A 21,947-nucleotide genomic window follows, 5' to 3' on the forward strand; every position below is an offset into this window, starting at 1 on the left:
GCACTGTGCGAAGGAATGACGACACCGGCCAGCCACGCAACTCACCGCTCGCGATAGTGGGTGTGCTGCTGCTTGTGCTCGGCTCGGTGGGCGTCATCGGCCTGGTCGGCAGGGCCACGCAGCCGGTGGCCGGGGTCGCGATCGCGGTCGCGCGGCCAAGTGGGGCGGTGGTGGCCGCGCCGCTCGACGCGGTACCGGCGAGTGATACGGGTGCGCTCGCCGATCCGTTGCTCGCCGGCGGGGTAAGGCTCTCGCCCGGTGCCTGCGAGCTGCCCGCGTTGGGCCGAGCCGAGGCCCGAATGCGGGCCTTCTACGGCGCGATGCTCGACTGCCTGGACAGCGGCTGGCGCCCCGCGCTACAGCAGGCGGGTGTGCGGTTCCACGCCGCGGGTCTGGACGTGTCCTCTGAGGCGAGTAGTGACTGTGGCCAGATGCCGGACGAGGAGCAGGCCACGGCGTTCTACTGCGGTGCCGACAGGATCATCTACCTGCCCCGCGACCGGCTGCTGCGCTACGTCGGTCTGTACGAGCCCGCCCACCTGGCCGTGCTCGCGCACGAGTACGGCCACCACGTGCAGAATCTCAGCGGCACTTTGGGTGCGGTGGAGGAACTACTCGCCGGTGTGCGTGCCGGTTCGCCGCGCGAACTCGAGCTGACCCGGCGGATCGAGTTGCAGGCGAACTGCTTCGCGGGGTTGTTCCTGGCGAGCGTGTCCGGCCGGGGCGGCGTCACCTCGCAGCAGGCGGAGCGGGCGGTGGACGACTTCGGCAACAGTCTCGACAGCGAGACGCACGGCACGGTGCGCAACCAACTGCGCTGGGCGCGGGCCGGGTTCGAGGGACGCACCGCGACGGCGTGCGACACCTGGAGCGCGGCGCCCGAAGCGGTTACCTGAGTCCCGTGGCGGGTGTTCGTGACTTTCCCGGCGAGGTGAGTGCCCACTAGCCTGGTGTGAGGCAGTTCACTCCGGTGGGAGGAGAGTTCATGCGGATCGCTGATTTGCTCCGGCGCAAGGGCTCGATGGTCGCCACCGTCACGCCGCGCACCGGTGTGACCGAGCTGCTGGCCAGGCTCGCCGAGCACAACGTGGGCGCGCTCGTCGTCATCGACGGAACGGGTGCCGTCGCGGGCATCGTTTCCGAGCGGGACGTGGTGCGCCGACTGCACCAGCACGGCCCCGACCTGCTGTCTCGTGAGGTCGGCGACATCATGACCACGGTCGTGGCGACGTGCTGCCCGCAGGATTCGGTGGACGAGCTCAGCGCGTTGATGACGCAACGCCGCATCCGGCACGTTCCGGTGCTGGTGGACGGCACTCTCGCGGGCATCGTCAGTATCGGTGACGTCGTGAAGTCACGCATGGACGAGTTGGAGCAGAACCAGGAGCAGCTCGAGGCCTACATCGCGGGCGGACAGTTCCACACCTGAGCGGCGTTCACACAGCCGGTTCCCTCCCGGCCGGTCGGGCACGGGGCCCGCGGAAAGAGGCACTCCCTGCGGCACGCCCCGCGGGGGCCTACTGGCTCGTGTCGGTGGTGCAGCGCTCAGCGCGTGCACTCAGGGAGTTGGTCGAGGATGTCCACGATTCGGCCGAACTGTTCGGCGTTGGGGGCGTGCGGCGCGTCCACGGTGCGCACGTCGAAGCGGTTGTGCGGGGTGAGCCGGTCGGCCTCGCTGATCATTCGGTCCTGTAGTTCGATCGGGATGATGCGGTCGCGGGTGTGCCTGATGTAGGTACGTGGAATGCGGCCCCACGTGTGTGCCCGTACCCGCGAGTTTTCGCTGCTTGCGGTCAGCGACTCGTCGGGGTGCAGGGAGGCGAGCATGGCGTGGAACTCGGCGTCGGTGGCGCCGGCCATCAGTGCCTCCTTCAGCCCGGCCAGCGCGTCCTGGTCCGCGGTTCGGTAGTTGGACCGCACGGCGCCGATCGTCGCCGGGTCGGCGACGATCACGGCCGCCAGGTTGCCCGCCAGACTGGTCGCGCCTTCCGGCGTGGCGAGGTAGTCGTCAGCGGACGCGAGGTCAACGCAGCAGAACGCGGTGTCGTAGACGATGCGATCAATGAGGTGCGGCACCGTGTTGCCGACCCGATTCAGCGTCGCGCCACCCATGCTGCCGCCGTAGAGGATGACCGGACCGAACGCGGCGACTCTGCGGACCACCTCGACCGCCGCGGCGGTGAACTGGTCGAGGCCTACGCCGGCCATCGGGGAAGGCCGCCTCGCCAGTGACTCCGGCTGCTGTGGGCATTGGTAGTCGAGGGCGAACTGTGCATCGGTAGCGCTGTGACCGGGCAGGGTGACCCCGACCGTCCGATGTCCTCGCAACGAAAGCGCGTCGATACCGCCGGGCGTGCCGCCTGCGCCGGTGACGGTCACGAACGTCGGCGGGGACTGCCCGGCTGCGCTGGCCGCCGCGCTGCTGTCGGCGGCAAGGGTAAGCCCTCCTGCTGCGGCTGCCGTCGCGGCGGCACGCAGCGCGCCGCGCCTGGGGTGGGTCGACTTCAGCTTCGACTTCAGCTTCGACATGGCCCCAAGTAGAGTGCACCGGCACCGTTGGTGCCAGCACGAGGTCCAGACCTCACCCTGACGCATGCCGCGCAGTCAGCCTGCCTCCTCGGTGAGTGCGGGGGCGAGCGCGGCGACACCGGCGGTGACGGCTGCCCTCGCCGTGGCGAAGCTGGTGCTCGGTGGTTGCAGGGTCAGCAGCACCACGTGGTACCGACCCCGCAGGCCCACGGTTCCCGTCGTGTTGAGCACGATCCCGTTGTCGACGCGCATCCAGCCCTGTTTGATCGCCCACTCGCTGTCAGGCAGGGCTGCCGGGATACCGAAGAACTGGTCGAAGCCGTCGGCTGCCACGCGGGTCGCTTCGCTGAGCGCGTTCAGTACGAACTCTCCGGCCGCCTCGGGCATGCCTGTCGAGAGGTAGTCGTAGACGGCGAGCACGTCCAGCGGCGTTGTCCTGGTCATCTCCCACTGCCGCGCGATCCTCGGCGGGGTGGTGGCCTCGAGGCCGATCAACTCGGCCGTCTCGGTGACGATCACCGGACCTCCACCCGCGGCCCACAGCGATGAGGCGACCCAGTCCGCGCTGCGGGACAGCAACGCGACAAGGTTGTCCCGGCGCTGCCCGTGCGGCAGGGCCCAGCCCGCGTCGCGCAGGCTGTCGGTCACGATCAGTAGCTTGGCCACCGACGCGGTGTAGAACTGCTCGTCGGCGTTGACCTCGGCGACGATGGACTGCGCGAGCCGGTCGTAGACGGCAAGGCCCACCTTGCTACCGGGTGCGTGCCTCGAGACCGCCGTCGAGACCGACTCGGCCAGGGCGGCGCGCTCGTCCCCACTCAGCGGCGACGGTGGGTTGTCGGGCGTTTGTGTCGTGCTGGGTGCCGAGCCGTGCGAGCTGGGCTCCGGTCGTGCCGGCGCGGTCGGTGTGACGGCGTCGTCACGGTCGGAGGCCGCCATCGGCAGTGACACGGCGGCCACCGCGGCGATGAGGACCGCCACCAGCAGCCCGACAATCACCGTGCGTCGGCTCATACCCTCATGAAATCACCCAAATGGGTCAAGGCGCGTCACCTTCTGGTAAAGCCTCTTTTCGGACCGGATACAGCTCCGTGCCGGGCTTCTCGACGGCGCCCGCCTTTCGTCGGGTACGAGCCGGTTTTCCTTGACACGACACGGTGACGATCGCAATGGTCGTACCACTTCGCTCGCTGTCCTGCTGGGGGTCGCGTGAGAGCCTCGCGCCTGCCGATGTTGTTCGTCGCCGCGATCGTCACCTCGATGGTCTCCGCCGTCGCCGTCACCCTGCCACTCGCCCCGGTGAGCGCGGGGGCACAGCGGCTACCGACCCCGGTGTTTCTCGACGGCGAGGCGCAACCCGTCTTCGCCACCGGTGACGTCGTGCGAGAGAGCCTGCGGGTCGAGGCCGAGGTGGACAGCGACCGCGACGGCGCAAACGACCAGGTCCACGTCGAGATCGCCCGGCCCCGTGAGACGCAGGACGGCCTGCGGGTCCCGGTCGTCTACCAGATCAGCCCCTACTATGCGGGCGGCAACGACATCACCAATCACGACGTCGACGTCGAGTTGTACGTCCCGGGAAAGCCCCAGCCCCGGATCACCTGGCGCTACGAGGACTACTTCCTCTCGCGAGGGTTCGCGGTCGTCTACGCCGAGTCGCTCGGCAGCGGGCTTTCCACGGGCTGCCCGACCACCGGAGGCTCGGCCGAGACGCTCGGAGCGAAAGCGGTCGTCGACTGGCTCAACGGCCGCGCGCGGGCACGCGACGCTTCCGGACGGCAGGTGGCGGCCGACTGGACTACCGGACGGACGGCCATGATGGGCGTGTCCTACAACGGCACGCTGGCGAACGCCGTCGCGAGCACCGGGGTGGAGGGGCTGGAGACGATAGTCCCGATCGCGGCGATCTCGAACTGGTACGACTACTACCGCGAGAACGGTGCCGTCGTGGCTCCCGGCGGCTACCAGGGTGAGGACGCGGACGTGTTGGCCGAGTACGTCTACACCCGAGCGGACCGGGAGGTGTGCAGGCCGGTCATCGATGAACTGGCCGCCGGGCAGGACAGGCTCACCGGCGATTACAGCGACTTCTGGGACGAGCGAAACTACCTCAACGACGTGGACAGGGTGCGCGCTTCCGTGCTCGCCGTGCACGGCCTGTCCGACTGGAACGTCACCGTGAGCCAGGTCGCCAAGTGGTACACGGAACTGAAGCGGCACGGCGTCGAGCGCAAACTCTGGCTGCACCAGTCAGGGCACACCGATCCGTACCTGCTGCGCCGCCAGGAATGGCTGTCCACACTGAACCGTTGGTTTTCCCACTACCTGTACGGCCTTGACAACGGTGTAACCGAGGAACCGAAGGTGACCATCCAGCGCGAAGACGGGTCGTGGGCCCAGGAGCGGGACTGGCCTGCCCCTTCGGTCGGTCAGGTCACCCTGCGTCCCGGCCAGGGCGGCAGCGGCCGTGGCGAGCTGGGGGTGAGCCGACCCGGCCGCCCGGTGTTCGAACGCCTCACCGACGACGCCACCAAGACCGTGGAGGAACTGGTCGACGCGCCGTCGTCGCCGAACCGGCTGTCGTACGCGACCGCGCAGGCTCGCCAACCCGTTCGACTGAGCGGGACCCCGGTCGTGGACCTGCGGATCGCTTTCGACCGTCCCGCCGCCAACGTCACCGCCGTCCTTGTGGACAGGGCACCGGACGGTACGTCGCACGTGATCACTCGCGGATGGACGGACCCGCAGAACCGATCGGACATCGGACGGACCAACCCCTCCGACCGGGTTCGCCGTATCGGGTGTCGTTCGAACTGCAGCCGCAGGACTATGTGTTGGCCGCGGGGCACGCGCTCGAGTTCGTGCTGCTGTCCAGCGATCACGACTTCACACTGCGGCCGGAGCCGGGCACCGGGCTGGCGGTCGACCTGGCGCACACGTCGGTCACCGTCGGGGTGGTCGGCGGTCCGGCGCGACTGCGGGCCGCGTTGTAGGCGGGCGTCCGTGTTCGCACCGCAGGCCGCCGGCGAAGCCGCGAAGCCTAGCCCACCGCACCGACACTCTCCAGCCACGCCATGGCCTTCTCGGCCCACTTGTTCAACCCCACCCACTCTGTCCACAGATTTCCCCCTCCGCCCCCTCACCCCGCCAACCCCCGCGCATGGTGGAACCATGACCACTCCCTCCACAGCGGGCACCGTGAAGGTGGACCTGCGCAACCCAGGACAACTACTCGCCGCGATCCCGCACCTGCTCGGGTTCCGACCGGCCGACTCCGTGCTCGTCATCGGCCACCGAGGCGGAACCGGAAACCGCATCGGCAACGTGTTGCGGGCCGATCTGCCGAACCCCGACGAGGAGGTCGCGCTCGCCGTGCGGCTGAGAACACCGTTGCTGTACGACGATTCCGTCGGCGTCACGATCGCGATCGTGGGCGGCGGGCACGACGGTGAGAAGGCCACCGGACCGCCCCGCCGGCAGCTCGTCGACGCGATCACCGACGCACTCGCGGAGGCCAACCTGTGCGTGATGCACGCGTTGTGGGTCCCCGAAATTCAGGTGCGGGCCCGCTGGCAGTGCTACGACGACTCCACCTGTACCGGAAAACTGCCCGATCCGAACTCGACTGTGATCGCCGCGGTTTCGGCGCATGCAGGCCTCATCACCTACGGCAGTCGCGAAGCGATGGAACGCCAGCTCGCCCCCGTGGACGCGGCCGCACTGGCGCGCAGATCGGCGCTCCTCGACGAGGTCGCCGACGGCTGGCCAGCCGGACCAGGGCAGGACGACTGTCCCGGGCCCGTGGACGGCGTCGAGCACGGCCGCTCGGTGGTGCGCGCCGCGCTGGCGCGGGCGCACCGGGGCGACTTCGAGTTCTCCGATCGCGAGGTGGTCGAGCTGGCGCTGGCACTGGAACACACCGAGATCCGAGACGCCTGCCTGGCCACCGCGCTGCCACCGGCCAGCCCGCGCGCGGTCACGGCTGAGCGGCTGTGGCTGGCGTTGACCCGGGAAGTGCCCGCGCCGGAACGCGCACAGGCGGCGACGCTGCTCGGCTACTCCGCGTACGTGCGCGGCGAGGGTGCGCTCGCGGGCATGGCCGTGGCCAATGCCAGGGAAGCCGATCCCGGCCATATCCTGGCGCAGTTGCTCGCACAGGCGCTCGATCACGCGCTGCCACCGGAGACCCTGGCGAGGCTCGGTGCGAGCGCCGAAACCGACGACCCGCTGTGGGAACCGGGAGGGCCCTAGCCGGGCCGATCCAGACGAGGTCGCTTATGCGCGCTTGGTCGACTGCCGTTCCTTGGCGAACCGCCACGCGTCAGCGACGATATCGACCAGTTCTGTGCGCTGCGGCTTCCAGCCCAGCTGCTCGCGCGCCTGCTCGCTGGAAGCCACGAGCACCGCGGGGTCCCCGGCACGGCGTTGTGCCACGACGGCCGGGATCGGGTGCCCGGTAACCTCCCGGCAGGCGTCGATCACCTCTCGTACCGAGAACCCGGTGCCGTTGCCCAGGTTGAAGATCTGGTGTTCACCCGGCCGCGCGTGCGCCAGCGCCAGCAGGTGCGCGTCGGCCAGGTCCGCGACGTGGATGTAGTCCCGGACCGCCGTGCCGTCGCCGGTCGGGTAGTCGTCGCCGTAGATCTGCACCTGGTCCCGCTCACCGGCGGCGACCTGCAACACCAGCGGGATCAGGTGCGTTTCGATGGTGTGGCGTTCACCGAAACGCCCGTATGCACCCGCCACGTTGAAGTACCGCAGGCTCATGGCCGCGAGCCCGTGCGCGCGGGCGTAGCTGGTGATCGCGTGGTCGATGGCCAGCTTGGTCGCGCCGTAGGTGTTCGTGGGCGCTGTCGTGGCGCTTTCCGGGATGGGACTCGACTCGGGCTCACCATAGGTGGCGGCGGTGGAGGAGAACACCAGGCGAGGCGTGCCATGGGTGCGCATCGCATCCAGTAGGCGAAGGGAGTTGAGCACGTTGCCCCGCCAGTAACTGCCAGGGTCCTGCATGGATTCCCCGACCAGCGACTTCGCGGCGAAGTGCAGGACGCCGTCGAAGCCGTCGGCGAGCAGGGTCCCCGCGACCTCCGCGGCGTCTCCCTGAACGAAACGCGCGCCGTCCGGGACGGCGTCGGCGTGGCCGGTCGACAGGTCGTCGACGACGGTGACCTCGTGTCCCGCCTCGAGCAACCGCGCCGCGCACACACTGCCGACATAGCCTGCGCCACCGGTGACGACCAGTTTCATCGGGGTGCTCGGCGTCGTGATGTCGGTGGGCATTGGCTCAAGGCCCTTTCTCGGAGGAGGTGATGGCTGCGATCGATTGCTGTGATTGTCAGAGTAGGGCGACAGTGTGCCCGCACGTCGGCCCGGTACGACCGTGGGGGTGGTCGGCTCAGTCGCGACCTGCGCCGTCCGAGGGCACGGCGGTGAAAAGGCGGGGTCTGCGTAGCCCCGCGCGCCCGAACCCTGCGGTGACGGCATGCTCCACATCGCGAAGGTCGCGGTCGCGTACCAGAGCGATCGCCGACCCGCCGAACCCGCCGCCGGTCATGCGTGCCCCCAACGCACCCGCCTGCCCTGCCAACTCCACGGCGAGGTCCAGTTCGGCGCAGGAAACCCGGTAGTCGTCACGCAAGCTGTTGTGCGAGGAGTTCAGCAGGGGACCGATCTCGTCGGCCCGCCCCGCGCGCAGTCGCGCGACGACGTCGAGCACCCTGGTGTTCTCGGTCACCACGTGCCGCACCAGCGGGCGAAGGCCTTCGGGCAGCGACCGCAGCGCGTCCGGCAACCGGTCGACGTCGACGTCGCGCAACGAGGCCAGTCCCAGCGACTCGGCGGCGCGCCGGGTATCGCGCCTGCGGTCGCCGTACTCGGACTCACCGAGAGTGTGCTTGACGCGGGTGTCGATCACGAGCACGCGAAGCCCGCTGCCGTCGGTGTCGAACGGCACGTGCTCGGTCTCGCCGGAGCGCACGTCGAGGAACAACGCGTGACCAGCCACGCAGCACATCGAAGCGGTCTGGTCGAGCACACCGGTCGGCACGCCGACGAACTCGTTCTCGGCACGCTGTGCCCACCTGGCGATCTCGGCCCGGCGGGCTCGGTCCGGATCGTCCCGGCCCGCGATACCGAGCAGCGCCAGGGCGACCGCGCACTCGAGCGCGGCCGAGGATGACAACCCGGCTCCGGTGGGGACATCCCCGGCGATGACGAGGTCGGCGCCGCCGGTGACCCCGTGCTCGCGCAGTACCCATGCGACACCGGCAAGGTATGCCGACCAACCTGAGGGGCGGCCGGGTCGAAGATCACCGACCCGTACCGGCTCCGCGCGCTGGATGCGTCCGTCGGCGCCCAGTGTGGCGAAGGTGAGCAGCTGGTCGTCGCGCGGTGCCGCGGCCGCGGCGATGCGGTTCGGCAGCGCGAACGGCAGCACGAACCCGTCGTTGTAGTCGGTGTGCTCTCCGATGAGATTCACGCGCCCGGGGGCGGACCACACACCTCGCGGCTCGCGGCCGTGCACCGACCGGAAGGCGTCCTCGGCCAGCCGTGGGGGTGGCGTCGCGCCCTGCGGCCTCGTGCTCACCGAGCCTGCGCGAGCACCGCGTGCAGCACCGACGCGGCGACCTGGGCTGAGTGCTTGTCGTCGGAGACCTCGACGGTGGTGCCCGCGCCGTTGATCCGGCCGACACTCACCGTCCGGCCCGGCACGATCCCGACCGACTTCAGCTCGGTCATCAGTTCCTCGTCGAGCTGTACGTGCTCGGCGATCCGGCGGATTTCCACCTTGCCGCCGCCCGAGCGAGCGACGTCGTCGAGCCGCACGAGGTCGGCCTCCGCGGGCGGCGCTGGTTCGCCCGCGCCGAGCTTGTCCAAGCCAGGGATCGGGTTGCCGTACGGCGAGGTCTTGGGCTGGCCGAGCAGCTTGACGAGCTTTCGCTCCACAGCTTCGCTCATCACGTGCTCCCAGCGGCACGCCTCGTTGTGCACGTGCTCCCACTCAAGGCCGATGACGTCCACGAGCAGGCGCTCGGCGAGCCGGTGCTTGCGCATGACCGCGACCGCGAGTTCCCGGCCGTGGTCGGTGAGTTGCAGGTGCCGGTCGTCGGCAACCACCACCAGACCGTCTCGCTCCATCCGTGCCACCGTCTGGCTCACGGTAGGGCCGCTCTGCTGCAAGCGCTCAGCGATGCGGGCCCGCAGCGGTACGACGCCCTCCTCCTCGAGCTCGTAGATGGTGCGCAGGTACATCTCCGTGGTATCGATGAGATCGTTCACGCCTGTCCCCTTTGCTCGCCATGCTCATGGTAGTGGCTGGGTGTGACGGTGGCCGCAGCCGATCAGGCAATGAGCAGGCGGTGAGCAGCCGCCCGGACCTGAGCGACTCGGGTGCGAGGGTCGCGCCCGCGCGGGCAGGATGGGCGTATGCAGCCCGTCATCACCACAGCCGAACTGGCCGCGTCGCTCGAAGCCGATCCTTCGCAGCGGCCCGTCCTGCTCGACGTGCGGTGGCGCCTTACCGGACCACCCGGCATCGAGTCCTATCGTTCCGGGCATCTACCGGGCGCGGTGTTCGTCGATCTGGACACCGAGCTGGCCGGCCCGCCCGGCGCGGCGGGCAGGCACCCGCTGCCCGAACCGGCCGCGCTGCAGCGCAGCCTGCGAGCGGCGGGCGTGCGCACGGCACACCCTGTCGTGGCATACGACGACGGTGATTCGTCGGTGGCCGCGCGAGCCTGGTGGCTGCTGCGGTGGGCCGGGCACGACGAGGTGGCGGTGCTCGACGGCGGCTTCGCCGCGTGGCAGGCGGAGGGCAGGCCGGTCACCACCGCGCGACCACGGCCGGAGCCGGGCGACATCGAGGTCCACCCCGGCGGCATGCCGGTCCTCGACGCCGACGCCGCCGCGGCGATCGCGGTCGACGGGGTACTGCTCGACGCGCGAGCGCCCCGGCGCTACACCGGGGAGACGGAGCCCGTGGACCCCCGGCCCGGCCACATCCCTGGCGCGCTGAACGCCCCGTCGACGTCGCACGTGGACTCCGGCGGTCGCTGGCGCGACCGTGCCGAACTCGCCGAGCACTTCGCCACGCTCGGCGTCACGGCGGGCACCCCGGTCGGCGCCTACTGTGGTTCGGGCGTCACCGCCAGTTCCGTCGTGCTCGCCCTCGAACTCGCAGGCCATGACCGGCCGGCCGCGCTGTACGCCGGATCGTGGTCGCAATGGTCGGCCGATCCCGCGCGGCCCGCTGTCACAGGGCCCCAGCCCGGCTAGGCTCGCTTCCCATGTCACGTTCGGCCGTCGTCTGGGACCCCGCACTGCTCGCCTACGACCTCGGCGGCGAGCATCCTTTCAACCCGATCCGACTCGACCTCGCCATCCGGCTCGCGACCGCGCTCGGCGTGCTCGACGATGTTCCCGTGCTGGCGCCGGAGGCCGCCGACGAGGAACAGCTGTACCGGGCGCACGCGGCCGAGTACGTGGCAGCGGTCAAGCAGGCGCCGATGGCGAGCTGGGAGGTGGGGCACGGCCTCGGCACCGAGGACAATCCGATCTTTTCCGGCATGCACGAGGCGGGCGCGCTGGTCGTCGGCTCCACGCTGCTCGGCGCGCGGCGCATCGCCGAGGGCAGGGCCGACCGGGCGGTGAACATCGCGGGCGGGCTTCACCACGCGATGTCCGACCACGCGTCCGGTTTCTGTGTGTACAACGACTGCTCGGTGGCGATCTCGTGGTTGCTGGACAACGGCTTCGACCGCATCGCGTACATCGACACCGATGTGCACCACGGAGACGGTGTGCAGGCCGCCTTCTACGGTGACCGCAGGGTGCTCACCATCTCGTTGCACCAGCACCCCTTCACGCTGTTCCCCGGCACCGGGTACTCCGGCGAGATCGGTGTGGAGGGGGCGGAGGGCTACGCCGTGAACGTCCCGCTGCCGCCCCGCACGAAGGACGCGGGTTGGCTGCGAGCCTTCAACGCCGTCGTTCCGTCACTGTTGGCCGAGTTCCGCCCGCAACTGCTCCTCACCCAGTGCGGCGTCGACTCCCACGACGAGGACCCGCTCGCCGACCTGTCGCTGACGGTGGACGGCCACCGCACGATCTATGCGACGTTGCGCGAGTTGGCCGAGACCTACGCCGACGGCAAGTGGCTGGCGGTGGGCGGGGGCGGATACCAGCTCATCAGGGTTGTGCCCAGGTCGTGGACCCACCTGCTGGCCACGGTGCTGGACCGCGACATCGATCCCGCCACGCCGCTTCCGGCATCGTGGACCGACCACGTCCGCGGGCTGGCGCCCCACGCCGAGCTACCGCTGGCGATGACCGATGGCGGTGACACCGGCTTCTCCGGCTGGGGTGACGGGCTCGACGACGCCGTGGACACCGCCATCCGCGACACCCGCAGTGCGGTGTTCCCGCTGCACGGCCTCGATCCTGATGACCCGAGAGACTGACCCGAGAAACTGAGGAGCGATGACGGCAGGCACCGAGCACACCGCTCGTGACCCGTTCGACTTTCCCCGGCATTGGGAAGCCGACGTGGTGCTCGCCGACGGCGGCACCGTGCACCTGCGTCCGATCGTGCCTTCCGACGCCGACGGGCTTGTCGCATTGCACGGGCGGTTGTCGGAACGGACCCGGTACCTGCGCTACTTCGGCGCCTACCCGCGCATCCCGCCGCGCGATCTGGAGCGGTTCTCCACGGTCGACCACCACGACCGGGTCGCGTTCGTGGCGCTGCTCGGCGACGACATCGTCGCCGTCGGCCGCTACGAGCGGCTGGACCCCGATTCGGCCGAGGTGGCCTTCGTGGTGGACGACGCCCACCAGGGTCGCGGTCTCGGCTCGATCCTGCTGGAACACCTCGCGGCGGCGGCTTCGGAGAGCGGGCTGGGCCGCTTCGTCGCCGAGGTACTCGCCGAGAACACCGCGATGATCCGGGTGTTTCGCGACGCCGGTTACCAGGTGAGCCGTGCCTTCGAGGAAGGCGTAGTGCACCTGGAGTTCGACATCGACCCCACCGAGGAATCGCTGGCCGTGGCGAGGGCAAGGGAGCAGGCCGCCGAGGCGCGCAGCGTGCACAACCTGCTGCATCCACGCTCGGTCGCGGTCATCGGCGCATCCACCGACCCCACCAAGATCGGCTACGCGGTGCTGTCCAATGTGCTGGCCGCCGACTTCGCGGGCACCGTGTACCCGGTCAACCCGGAGCACTCGTCGGTTCGGGGGGTGCGGTCCTATCCCTCCGTTGTGGATATTCCCGACCCTGTCGATCTCGCGGTCGTGGCGGTGCCTGCCGACCAGGTGGAGGCCGTGCTCGACGGTGCGCTCGCCAAGGGGGTCAAGACACTGGTCATCGTGTCGGCGGGGTTCGCCGAGGCGGGCCCCCATGGACTGCACGCCGAGCTGCGGTTGGTCGGAGAGGCCAGAGCGCACGGAATGCGCGTCGTCGGGCCGAACGCCCTCGGCGTACTCGACACCGACCCCGCCGTGCGGCTCAACGCCACCCTCGCGCCGCGCCTGCCCAAGCGAGGGCGTACCGGGTTCTTCTGCCAGTCCGGCGCGCTGGGTATCGCGATCCTCGCCGACGCGGAGGCGCGGGGCCTCGGCCTTTCGACCTTCGTTTCCGCGGGCAACCGTGCCGACGTCTCCGGCAACGACCTGCTGCAGTACTGGGAGACCGACCCGGCGACCGATCTGGTGTTGCTGTATCTGGAGTCTTTCGGCAACCCACGCAAGTTCGCGCGGCTGGCACGCAGGCTCGGCCGCAGCAAACCGATCGTGGCGGTGAAGTCGGGACGGCACGCGGTGCGGCCACAGCTGGCCGCAACCTCCACCGAGATCGACGAGTCCAGCGTGCAGGCCCTGTTCGAGCAGGCCGGGGTGGTACGGGTGGACACGCTGGCGCAACTGTTCGACACCGCACTGGTGTTCGCACACCAACCGCTGCCCGCGGGCTCTCGCGTCGGGATCGTCGGCAACTCCAGCGCCATCGGACTGCTCGCCGCCGACACGGCGCGGGCGCAGGGGCTGCGGCTGGGAGTCGATCCGGTGGATGTCGGCCCGCAGGCGGGCCCTGAGGAGTTCGCCGCCGCGGTCGGTGAGGCGCTGGACTCACCGGAGGTGGACGCGCTCGTGGTGGTGTTCGTCCCGCCGGTGGCGATTCCGGGCACGGCCTATGCGCGGGCGCTTCGCGACACCGTGGTGGCTCGGAATGGCGGCCAGGGCAAACCGATCGTGTCCACCTTCCTGGCCGCGGAGGGGGTTCCCGACGAGCTGGCCGTGCTTTCGGACGATGGGGCGCCGTCGTTTGGGTCGATTCCCTCCTATCCCAGCCCCGAACGCGCGGTGAACGCGCTCGCCAGGGTGGTGCGGTACGCGGCGTGGCGGGAACGGCCACAGGGCACGGTGGTGCGGCCCGGGGGCCTGCATCCGGAGCGAGCGGGCGGACTGGTGCGGCGGCTGCTGGGTGAGCACGACGTCGAGTTGGCCGTCGACGACGTGGTGGGGCTGCTGGACTGCTACGGCATCCAGGTTGTGCCGTTCCAGGTGGTGGCCACGGAGGCAGAGGCAGTAGTGGCGGCCGCCGAGCTGGGTTACCCGGTGACACTGAAGTCGATCGACGACACCCTGCGAGGCAGGGCCGATCTCGCCGGGGTGAGGCTCGACCTGATCTCGGAGGAGTCGGTACGCGCGGGCTACCGGGACATCCGAGAGGTTTCCGGAACCGAGCGGATGTACGTGCAGCGGATGGCACCGAAGGGTGTTTCCTGCGCGGTCGGACTGCAGGACGACCCGTCCTTCGGAACGCTCGTCTCCTTCGGGCTTTCCGGGGTGGTGAGTGCGCTGCTGGGTGACCAGGCGTTCCGCGCCGTGCCGCTCACCGATGTGGACGCGGCGACGCTCGTGCGTGAGCCGAGGACAGCGCCGCTGCTGACCGGTTACCGGGGAGACGAGCCTGCCGACCTGGACGCGTTGGAGGACCTCGTGTTGCGGGTGGCCGCGCTCGCGGAGGACAACCCGGAGGTGCGTTCGCTGGTCCTCGACCCGGTGCTGGCCTCTCCGGAAGGCGTGTTCGTGACCAACGCCCGAGTCGTTCTGGGTCACCCGCCGTCGCGGCCCGACACCGGCCCCCGCAGGCTGCGGCAGATCAACGCCCCTGACTAGCCTCCGGCCGCGGCGACCGGCCGAACGTGCCGGGTTATCACCCGTTCAGACCAGGCACGTTCAGCCGGGCCGGATCGCTCCAGCCGGGCACGGTCCGCTCGGCGAGGTGCGGCCGGGCCCACCCGGTGGTGCGAGGTTGCCACAGGTACAGCCGGGCGGGCTCCCGGGTGAGTTCACCCCGCAGGTACACCGGGACCCGCTGCTGTCGTGACAGCAACCGCGCCGCGGCGAACGGCCCGCCGTGCACGGGGGAGTAGGCCACCTCGCCGGCGTCGTTGCCCGGCTCGGTGGTCAACCGCCAGCCGGGAAGGTCGGTGCCTCCATCGGCCATGGCCGCGTGCCGGACACAGGGGAAGAAGAAGGCGACCGGCCAGTCCACCACCGCGCTGCTGCCCGGTGGCAGTAGCGAGTTCATCGGCGACAGTTCGGGGCTGCGTGGCACGCTAACCGCCAGCGGCTCGCCGCCCGCGGCGACGCTGAGTCGCATCCTGGTGGCGCCGCTGGGCGCCATGACCCGGACGTCGGCGGTGTCACCACGTCTGGTGCTCACGGGTGCGGCGACCTCGGTCTCGGTGCTCGTGCCTGGTCCGGCGAACCGCGCGGTGAGTCGTCCCTCTCGCCCGTTGGTGGTGACCACCACCGGCAGGTCGCCGTCGCGTTGGGCTTGGCTGAGCCGGAACCACCCCGTACGAAACGCCGGACCCGCTGCGTCCCCGGCCGGTTCCGCCGGTGCGGCCAGCCACCCCGGCAGCACGGCGCCGCCGACGGCGAGTTCGGGTCGGTCCGTGGCGGTCGGGCCCGCGCCCGCGGTGGGTAGCGCGCCTGCCCGCGGGTCGGCCTCCACCCGGAGCGCGTCGGCAAGCCCGCAGCTGCTGCCCTGTAGCGCGGCGAGGTTGTCGGAGGCCATGGTGTAGCTGCCGGCACGCGCGACGCCGGCCTTGCCGAAGGAGTAGAAGCTCAGCACGACCGTGGCCACCATCAGCAGGGTGGCGAGCAGCGCGGGACTCGGCAGCCTTGACGCTCCCGGAAGTGCCCGCCTGCCGCCACTTCGCCGCCACGCCGCGACGATCGCGAGTGCCACGGTGAGGGTGCCGCCCACGATGAGTGCCAGCGTGGCCAGTTCGACGCCACCGAGTTGCGGGGTGATGGTGCCCCATGTCGCGCCGTCATTGGACAGGTAGGGCCACTCGTTGCGGCCCGCGAGTACGAGCGAGCCGACGACCGTGGTGACCGCCAACCCGGCGAGCAACTCCGCGGTGTGCCAGTTCCTCGACCGTGACCAGGTGTGGCAGGCCACGACCAGTACCGCCGCGCCGATGCCCGCCAGCGCGCCGAAGTGTTGTGTCCACTTCGTCGGGGTGAACGTCATCGTCGCCAGCGCGACGGTGAAGGTGGCCGTCAGCCGGATCGCGACCGGGCGGGACAGCCCGGGGACGTGCCTTGCCCTCCGCCGCGACCGTGTCAGCATCAGGGTCCGCACCAACGTCCACACCAACCCCGCTACCCCGGCCAGCGTGAGCAGCACCGCCGCCCTGCGCGGCAGCGAGCCCTCGAAGGAGTCGAATCCGAGTAGGTTCGCGTAGCGTTCCGGTTCCTGGTACCAGGGCAGGTCACCGCCGATGAGGGTGCGGACCCGGACCGCCTCGAGAACGGTGGCCAGTCCCTGATCGGCGAACATCGGCAGCGCCGCCACCCCGAGCGCGGCGAGCGGCACCACCACCCGCGCCGTCGCGCTCAGGTCGGTGCGGGTCCTGAGCAGCCGAAACAGTGGCACCGCGGCGCAGCCGAGCGGGGCGAGCGCCATGATCCCGCCGGGCGTGACCGCCGCGGTGACCGCGGCGACCGCGACGGCCAGCGCGAGCGGTCGCACGGTCCACGTCGCGACTGCCCGTTCAACGAGGTAGAAGACGGTCAGTGTCCCCACTGCCACCCACGGCTCGGGCCGAAGCCCCAGGTTGAACGGCAGCCACCACACCAGCAGCGCCGTGGCCGCCAGCCACGGTACCCACCGTTGCCCGCCGAACCGGCCGAGCCGGGGCAGCAGCAGTCGCGACAGCAGCCACCAACTCAACAGCAGCAGCACCGTGGACGGCACCCGTAGCCACAGGGCTTCCACCGACACCTGCGACCACAGCCGGTAGGGCTCGTAGATCCAGCTGAACGGGGCTTCCGGCGCGTTCAACCAGCGGTAGGCGTTGCCGAGGAAGCCGCTGTGCTCACTGCCACGCACGATCCCGGCGATGTAGCCGTCGTCGACGGTGATGGGCCCGATGAACTGCCAGACAACGGCCAGCGCCGCCACCACACCGTCCACCGGGCGAGGACGCCACCAGCCTCGGGGCAGCGCCGCGCGGGAGCCGCCTCGGTGGGAACGGTCGAGTCTGCCAACGGCGGCGAGCATCCCACCGAGCGCCAACAGACAGACCGCGCCGAGCGCCAGCTTCGTAGTGCTCGGCGCGGTCTGGAACCGGGTGTCCGCGACCAGGTCCAGCCGCAGTCCATCCACTGTGGAGGAGTCGGTGAAGACTCCGGCCACAGCGGGACGAACGTCGGCGTCGACGCGGGCGACGGTGCTGTCGTCCCTGCGTAGTTCGGTGCCCCGGTGGTCCGAAAGCAACCGCCACGTGCACTCACCGTCCCCGGAAACGGCCGTCTCGGCGATTCGGGTGCCGTAGCTGCTCACCCGTAGCCTGCCGTCGTCCGTGACCACCCGAAGCCCGGGTAGCGGCGCGGCCGCGGGGTCTACCCGGGATGGAGTGGTGGACAGCACCACGTGCGGTCCCGGACCGGACGCGCTCGCCGCCGCCACGGCAGCGCACGAGAACGTGGCGTCCAGCGCCAGCGGCTGGTAGGGCAGCAGCGGCATGGCCGTCGCGGTGCCCGCCGCCCCCGGTTCCGGCCAGTGGTAGCGCGCTGTCTGCTGTTCCACGGGCGCGAGCGGGAACGCGAGCGCGCACAATCCCGCCAGCAGACCGAGCAGTGTCGCGAGCCGACTCCAGCGGCGTGCGCTCGCCGAACGCGGGACCGAACCGGTTTCCACCCGAACGGGCGTGGAATGCAGGGAGAGCACCGGCGCAGGCTAGTGCTTGGCCGGCGGCAATTCAGCCGAGCCACGGGCGCTCGCGACAACTCCTCTTGCCTACGAGGCAAATTCACTCGAGTTCGTTACACGCCTCTCACTCGAAAGAGTAGAGCTTGCCGGATCGCCGCTTCGCAAGTAGCAGCCGCTTCAGTGTTGTGGTCGACTTCGTTCTCGTCGGTGCCGCGCTCGCCGAACCGTTCGAGCCGACCGTTTCGAGAACGACCACCGCAGCAACGAATTACGGGGACCAAGCCGCATGCTCGAAGAGAAGGAAACCGCGCTCGCCACCACGGAGATCACGCAGATCACGGAGGGCGAGACGACGCGAGCCGACATCGTGCAGCGCACCTTCTTCGCCGGTCCCTCCGCCGAAACACCGGAGGACATGTACTGCTGTGTGGAGCGTGGGTCCGCCACCCGGGAACGGGACTTGCTCACGATCGCCGCCTACTCGGTGGTGTCGACCAATACCTACTTCGGCCGCTTCGCGGCCAGCTACTGGCAGCGCTGGACCACGGTCAACGAGGTCGTGGTGACGGCGCTGGTGCAGGGCAGCGGCACCATCTCGATCTGCGCGGGGGACGCCGAGGGTGACACCCGCATCGTGTCCACGACGCGGGTCTGCTCCGCGACCTGGGAGCTGGTGCGGCTGCGTGCCGACGTCGACAAGTTCCTCGACGGCGGAGCGTTGTGGCTGCGAGCGCAGACCAACGACGACCGGCTGGCGATCTCGCACGTTCGCTGGTCAACCCGCAGCGTGCCGTGCCGCGACCGGCGCAGCACGGTGGTGATCTGCACGCACAACCGAGCCGACTACTGCGTCGAGACACTGCGCGCGCTGTCCGCCGACGCGGAGACACTCGACCACATCGACGCGGTCTACGTCGTCGACCAGGGCGACGACCCGGTGGAGGAGCACGCCCGGTTTCCCGTTGTGAGGGGCGAACTCGGCAGCAAACTGCGGTACCTGCGGCAGGGCAACCTCGGCGGAGCGGGTGGGTTCACCAGGGGGATCTACGAGACCATCGCGGTCGAGCGGGCCCGTGAGACGCACCTGCTGTTCATGGACGACGACATCCGGTTGGAGCCGGACACGCTGATCCGGGTCACCAAGTTCGCCAACCACACCGTCGAACCGATGATCGTCGGTGGGCAGATGTTGTGCGCCTTGCATCCCGATCAGCTGTACGCCGACGCCGAGGGAATCGAGCCGAAGTCCATCAGGGCCGGGGTACCGGCTACCGAGGAACTCGTGCGAGCGAGCATGATCGGTAACAACCAGGACAGGTATGTCGACCCGACCTACAACGCGTGGTGGTGCTGCCTGGTGCCGCCCGAGGTCGTCGATTCCGTCGGGTTGCCGCTGCCGCTGTTCTTCCAGTGGGACGACGTCGAGTACGGTTTGCGTGCCCGTGCGGCAGGCCACCGCACTGTGACGCTTCCCGGCGCCGCCGTGTGGCACAGCGATTTCCACTGGCGCGCATGGGACGACTGGAGTCGCTATTTCCATTTCCGCAACGGGCTGATCGTCACCTCGTTGCACACCGACTTCGACGTACCCGCCGTCACCAGGTTCTTGTTCAAGGAACTGCTGCACTACCTGATCTCGATGCGCTACGGCCTGGCCGCCACGATGATCAAGGCGATCGAGGACTTCCTGCGGGGGCCGCAGGCGCTTTCCGACGGCGGGGTCGAGGTCGCCGCCGAGATCCGCAAGCTGCGTGCCGAGTATCCCGAGACGGTGAGCCACCCGATTCCGCAGACCTCCGGCCTGCCGTCGAGCACCATTCCGGTGATCAAGGCGGCCGGTACACCGTCGAAGCCCTACGCGGTGGCTGCCAAGCGGTTGGCGGGTCAACTGGCGAACCGGCCCAAGGCCGCCGGGTTCGTCTCCGCGGAGGACGGCAAGTGGTGGCACGTATCGCTGTTGCGCACCGCGATCGTCACCGACCCCTCGCAGGAGGGCGTGCGGGTGTACCGGCTGGACCGAGAGCTGATGCTGCGGCTGGCACGGCGGGGCATGCGCGTGTTGTGGCGGTTTCGCACCCAAGCCAGGCGGGCGCAGCGGCAGTACCGCATCGCCGCGGCCGACCTCTCCAGCTTCCAGACCTGGAGGCGGCTCTTCAAAGCCCGTTGACACCCGACCTCACCCGTTCGTCCCCATCAGGTGAAACAAGGAGCGATCGTGCTCGAACAGATCCGGCACTCTCTACGCGGGAAACTGGTCCGCGTCGTCGAGGACGCATTCGGACCACGGTACGAGGCCTCGCTGAACCACGCGGTGGACCGCGTCGTTTCCGCGATACAGGAGGCCGAGCACCGCTCGCGCCGTGACCTGGAGGTTGCCGCCGACAGCGAAGCCGTGGCCAGCAGCGCAAGATTCGCCCTGGAACAGATGCCGACCGCCCCGGTGTTCCACCATCCACAAGCGACGCTGGAACACGCGCTGGAACTCGCACCGACCTCGGGGATGGCACTCGAGTTCGGCGTCCACACCGGACATACGCTCGAGGTCATCAGCAAGGCGAGGGAGGGACAGCTCGTTTTCGGGTTCGACTCCTTCCGCGGGCTGCCACAGGACTGGCGGACGCACTTTCCCGCTGGCACCTTTCACCTGGACTCGATCCCGGACGTGCCGGGTGCCCGGCTGGTCGCGGGCTGGTTCGAGGAGACGCTGCCGGAGTTTCTCGCGCAGCATGACGAGCCGGTGGACTTCGTGCATGTCGACAGCGACCTGTACTCGTCGGCGCGCACGGTGCTCGAACACGTCGGGCCCCGGCTGTACCCGGGTAGCGTGCTGGTTTTCGACGAGTACTTCAACTACCCGGGCTGGCAGCGCCACGAGCACAAGGCGTGGCTGGAGTTCGTCGCGGCCTCCGGCGTTGGGTTCCGTTACGAGGCCTACACGGCGAACAACGAACAGGTCGTGGTCAGCATCACCGACGTGCCGGGTCAGAAGCCGGACGGGTCCAGCGCGTAGACATAGCGGGTACCGGGGTACTCGGTGAGGCTCCACAGTTGTCCTCGGGGCCCTCGGTAGGACAGGTCCTCGGGCCCGGCTGGCTGCGCACCAAAGTATTCGACCGGGCCTTCGTTCCCGGTGAACGTGTACAACGAGCCGCGGCTGCTCGAACCCGCGCTCGCCGACACGAAGAACTCGTCATCGATCGCGGTCGCGCCCTGCATGCTCTTGATGTCGACCCGGTAGGCCTCGGTGCCGTGCGTGTAGCCGTCCGGCGATTCCTTGAACTTGCGGTCGGTGTAGTCGATGGGAAAGCGGACGACCCGGGTAGCGGTGCCGTCGGCGTCGTACTCGCAGACTATGACGCTGTCCGGGGCGCTGGTGCGGTCAAGCGAGGCCGCCGAGAACCGTAGCCGCGACGCGCCACCCTCTGTGGAGGCGGTGAATCGCTGTGCCTGCGGCAACACGTAGCGGTAGTTGAACGCGTGGTACGTGCCGTCGGCCTGCCTGCCGACCTTGCTCTTGTCGCCCGTCGAGACCCGCCAGATGTGCCGGAGGTCGAAAGCGCGGAACCCGCCCCAGGTGTCGGCCACGTACAGGTAGTGGCCGTAGCCGAAGATCCCGCCCGCGTGCACGGTGACCGGGCGGAAGTCCGGGCGTCCAGCGGAGTCGGTGTGCGGCTGGACCAGCAGGACGTGCCGGTACCTGGGTGCCGCCGGGTTCTCGTAGTCCACGAAGGACATCCGAACACCCTTGTTGGTGCCGGTCCCGTTGTAGTACCAGCTGACGAACAGCGCGGTACGGCCTTCGTAGGTGCCGCTGCCGTATGCGTCGGCGGTGGAACTGATGCCCTGCGGGTACCAGTCCTTCGTGGTGTTGTCTCCCACTTCCCAGCAGAAGGCCGCCACCTGGTGGTCCGCTGCCGGGTCGCAGCCGCTCGTGGTGGCAGAACGGTTGGCGCTGTCGAGCACGGCGGGCACCGACGCGGCAGGCAATACCCCGTCCAGCGCCGAGATCACCGGATTGTACGGCCCTTCCTCCAGCCGGAAGTCGCTCGCCGTGATCACCGTCGGGTCGGCCCGCGCGGTGGATGCCACGAGCGCGGTTCCCGCGACGGTGGTGGACGCGATCAGTGCGAGCGCGAGCAGGGCGAGCCGGAGTCCTCGGCTTGGCATGCGTCCACGTTAGGATGCGGAGATGTCA

Annotated in this window: 14 protein-coding genes and 2 pseudogenes; 9 read left to right on the plus strand and 7 right to left on the minus strand. The window is 69.7% G+C overall.

The genetic code is table 11. The annotated features are described in order from the left end of the window. The first annotated feature begins 5 nt into the window (after positions 1-5). Positions 6-896, plus strand: a complete 891-nt coding sequence (locus FHU38_RS27215) for a neutral zinc metallopeptidase (RefSeq protein WP_167168301.1) — start codon at positions 6-8, stop codon at positions 894-896. An 89-nt stretch (positions 897-985) separates the two neighbouring features. Next, positions 986-1,429: a CBS domain-containing protein gene (locus tag FHU38_RS07890; RefSeq protein WP_167168304.1), complete on the plus strand. Its 444-nt coding sequence runs from the start codon at positions 986-988 to the stop codon at positions 1,427-1,429. 116 nt (positions 1,430-1,545) lie between these two features. Here FHU38_RS07890 and FHU38_RS07895 read toward each other — a convergent pair whose 3' ends face one another. Further along, a complete protein-coding gene (locus tag FHU38_RS07895) occupies positions 1,546-2,529 on the minus strand; it encodes an alpha/beta fold hydrolase (protein ID WP_208415591.1) in 984 nt (327 codons plus the stop codon). A 75-nt stretch (positions 2,530-2,604) separates the two neighbouring features. Further along, the gene (locus FHU38_RS07900; RefSeq protein WP_167168307.1) at positions 2,605-3,543 is read right to left on the minus strand and encodes a hypothetical protein; all 939 of its coding nucleotides are present in this window, start codon (positions 3,541-3,543) and stop codon (positions 2,605-2,607) included. Between the two features lie 216 nt (positions 3,544-3,759). On the opposite strand from FHU38_RS07900, the pseudogene FHU38_RS07905 reads away from it, so the two are divergent. Together FHU38_RS07905 and FHU38_RS07910 are read left to right on the plus strand one after the other, a co-directional pair. Beyond that, positions 3,760-5,522 (plus strand): annotated as a pseudogene (locus FHU38_RS07905) (Xaa-Pro dipeptidyl-peptidase). Positions 5,523-5,760: 238 nt separating this feature from the next. Continuing rightward, positions 5,761-6,780: pseudogene (locus FHU38_RS07910) on the plus strand (DUF4192 domain-containing protein); the annotation flags it as partial. Positions 6,781-6,804: 24 nt separating this feature from the next. Here the strand turns inward: FHU38_RS07910 and galE are convergent. From galE to FHU38_RS07925, 3 genes are all read right to left on the minus strand, one after another. Continuing rightward, positions 6,805-7,809 (minus strand): UDP-glucose 4-epimerase GalE, encoded by a 1,005-nt coding sequence (gene galE / locus FHU38_RS07915; RefSeq protein WP_208415592.1) that lies wholly within the window; start codon positions 7,807-7,809, stop codon positions 6,805-6,807. A gap of 115 nt (positions 7,810-7,924) precedes the next feature. Continuing rightward, positions 7,925-9,115: a galactokinase gene (gene galK / locus FHU38_RS07920; RefSeq protein WP_313886690.1), complete on the minus strand. Its 1,191-nt coding sequence runs from the start codon at positions 9,113-9,115 to the stop codon at positions 7,925-7,927. After that, the gene (locus FHU38_RS07925; protein ID WP_167168313.1) at positions 9,112-9,807 is read right to left on the minus strand and encodes a metal-dependent transcriptional regulator; all 696 of its coding nucleotides are present in this window, start codon (positions 9,805-9,807) and stop codon (positions 9,112-9,114) included. Before FHU38_RS07925 ends, galK begins: the two co-directional genes overlap by 4 nt. A gap of 147 nt (positions 9,808-9,954) precedes the next feature. Here FHU38_RS07925 and FHU38_RS07930 point away from each other — a divergent pair, with 147 nt between their 5' ends. Genes FHU38_RS07930 through FHU38_RS07940 form a run of 3 tightly spaced genes read left to right on the plus strand, consistent with a single transcriptional unit; the run spans position 9,955 to position 14,700 of the window. Next, on the plus strand, positions 9,955-10,803 hold the full coding sequence (locus FHU38_RS07930) for a sulfurtransferase (RefSeq protein WP_167168316.1): 849 nt from the start codon (positions 9,955-9,957) through the stop codon (positions 10,801-10,803). An 11-nt stretch (positions 10,804-10,814) separates the two neighbouring features. Next, positions 10,815-11,987: an acetoin utilization protein AcuC gene (locus tag FHU38_RS07935; protein WP_167168318.1), complete on the plus strand. Its 1,173-nt coding sequence runs from the start codon at positions 10,815-10,817 to the stop codon at positions 11,985-11,987. A gap of 19 nt (positions 11,988-12,006) precedes the next feature. Beyond that, positions 12,007-14,700 carry a bifunctional acetate--CoA ligase family protein/GNAT family N-acetyltransferase gene (locus tag FHU38_RS07940; RefSeq protein ID WP_167168321.1) on the plus strand — a complete coding sequence of 898 codons (2,694 nt, stop codon included), beginning with the start codon at positions 12,007-12,009 and terminating at the stop codon, positions 14,698-14,700. A 37-nt stretch (positions 14,701-14,737) separates the two neighbouring features. On the opposite strand, the gene FHU38_RS07945 is transcribed toward FHU38_RS07940, so the two are convergent. Beyond that, entirely contained in the window at positions 14,738-17,770 is a 3,033-nt protein-coding gene (locus FHU38_RS07945; RefSeq protein WP_167168324.1) for an arabinosyltransferase domain-containing protein, read from the minus strand. Between the two features lie 268 nt (positions 17,771-18,038). Here FHU38_RS07945 and FHU38_RS07950 point away from each other — a divergent pair, with 268 nt between their 5' ends. Both FHU38_RS07950 and FHU38_RS07955 read left to right on the plus strand, forming a co-directional pair. Next, a complete protein-coding gene (locus FHU38_RS07950; RefSeq protein ID WP_167168327.1) occupies positions 18,039-19,919 on the plus strand; it encodes a glycosyltransferase in 1,881 nt (626 codons plus the stop codon). A 48-nt stretch (positions 19,920-19,967) separates the two neighbouring features. Further along, positions 19,968-20,762: a class I SAM-dependent methyltransferase gene (locus FHU38_RS07955; protein ID WP_167168330.1), complete on the plus strand. Its 795-nt coding sequence runs from the start codon at positions 19,968-19,970 to the stop codon at positions 20,760-20,762. On the opposite strand, the gene FHU38_RS07960 is transcribed toward FHU38_RS07955, so the two are convergent. Continuing rightward, positions 20,735-21,919, minus strand: a complete 1,185-nt coding sequence (locus FHU38_RS07960; RefSeq protein ID WP_167168333.1) for a hypothetical protein — start codon at positions 21,917-21,919, stop codon at positions 20,735-20,737. The two genes, FHU38_RS07955 and FHU38_RS07960, sit on opposite strands and share 28 nt — an antisense overlap. Positions 21,920-21,947: the final 28 nt, after the last annotated feature.

It is taken from the genome of Saccharomonospora amisosensis (genome assembly GCF_011761185.1).
In the GTDB taxonomy this organism is placed as follows: Bacteria; Actinomycetota; Actinomycetes; order Mycobacteriales; family Pseudonocardiaceae; genus Saccharomonospora_A; species Saccharomonospora_A amisosensis.

What these genes read in the sequence shown, in the direction of transcription:
- FHU38_RS07890 (WP_167168304.1), top strand. Translation starts at nt 986, where the DNA reads ATGCGGATCGCTGATTTGCTCCGGCGCAAGGGCTCGATGGTCGCCACC.
- FHU38_RS07895 (WP_208415591.1), bottom strand. Translation starts at nt 2,529, where the DNA reads ATGTCGAAGCTGAAGTCGAAGCTGAAGTCGACCCACCCCAGGCGCGGC.
- FHU38_RS07900 (WP_167168307.1), bottom strand. Translation starts at nt 3,543, where the DNA reads ATGAGCCGACGCACGGTGATTGTCGGGCTGCTGGTGGCGGTCCTCATC.
- galE (WP_208415592.1), bottom strand. Translation starts at nt 7,809, where the DNA reads ATGCCCACCGACATCACGACGCCGAGCACCCCGATGAAACTGGTCGTC.
- FHU38_RS07930 (WP_167168316.1), top strand. Translation starts at nt 9,955, where the DNA reads ATGCAGCCCGTCATCACCACAGCCGAACTGGCCGCGTCGCTCGAAGCC.
- FHU38_RS07935 (WP_167168318.1), top strand. Translation starts at nt 10,815, where the DNA reads ATGTCACGTTCGGCCGTCGTCTGGGACCCCGCACTGCTCGCCTACGAC.
- FHU38_RS07940 (WP_167168321.1), top strand. Translation starts at nt 12,007, where the DNA reads ATGACGGCAGGCACCGAGCACACCGCTCGTGACCCGTTCGACTTTCCC.
- FHU38_RS07950 (WP_167168327.1), top strand. Translation starts at nt 18,039, where the DNA reads ATGCTCGAAGAGAAGGAAACCGCGCTCGCCACCACGGAGATCACGCAG.
- FHU38_RS07960 (WP_167168333.1), bottom strand. Translation starts at nt 21,919, where the DNA reads ATGCCAAGCCGAGGACTCCGGCTCGCCCTGCTCGCGCTCGCACTGATC.